Source organism: Elizabethkingia argenteiflava, assembly GCF_009904105.1.
In the GTDB taxonomy this organism is placed as follows: Bacteria; Bacteroidota; Bacteroidia; order Flavobacteriales; family Weeksellaceae; genus Elizabethkingia; species Elizabethkingia argenteiflava.
Genome location: NZ_JAAABJ010000454.1, coordinates 1 through 313, shown reverse-complemented (window position 1 = coordinate 313; position 313 = coordinate 1). Strand labels below are relative to the sequence as shown.

The following is a 313-nucleotide window of genomic DNA, read 5'->3' as shown; positions in this document are numbered from 1 at the left end:
GGCGAACTTGGCCTTGAGCCAGTCGACAATCGGCTCCCGGCTGCGGTCGAACATCCACAGCGCCAGACCCAGCGTCCACATGTTCTTGCAGCGCAGCGCGTCCTTGTTGCCAAGCCCGAACGGCTTGACCGCCTCGACCGTCAGCGCCGAGTTATCGAAGGCCAGCACCTGCCACTTGGCGAGGCTGCCATCCTCGATCGGGCTGACCTCGTACTTGGCCTTCTCCAGGTTGCGCTTGGTGAACTCACCCGTATCGGCGATGATCAGCCCGCCGGGCTTCAATGCGCCGACATTGGTCTTGAGCGCCGCCGGG

Annotated in this window: 1 protein-coding gene; it reads right to left on the bottom strand. The window is 64.2% G+C overall.

What is annotated here, in order from left to right:
* A partial coding sequence (locus tag GNY06_RS05290) for a 2-oxoacid:acceptor oxidoreductase family protein (protein WP_176589974.1) occupies positions 1-313 on the bottom strand: 313 nt, incomplete at both ends.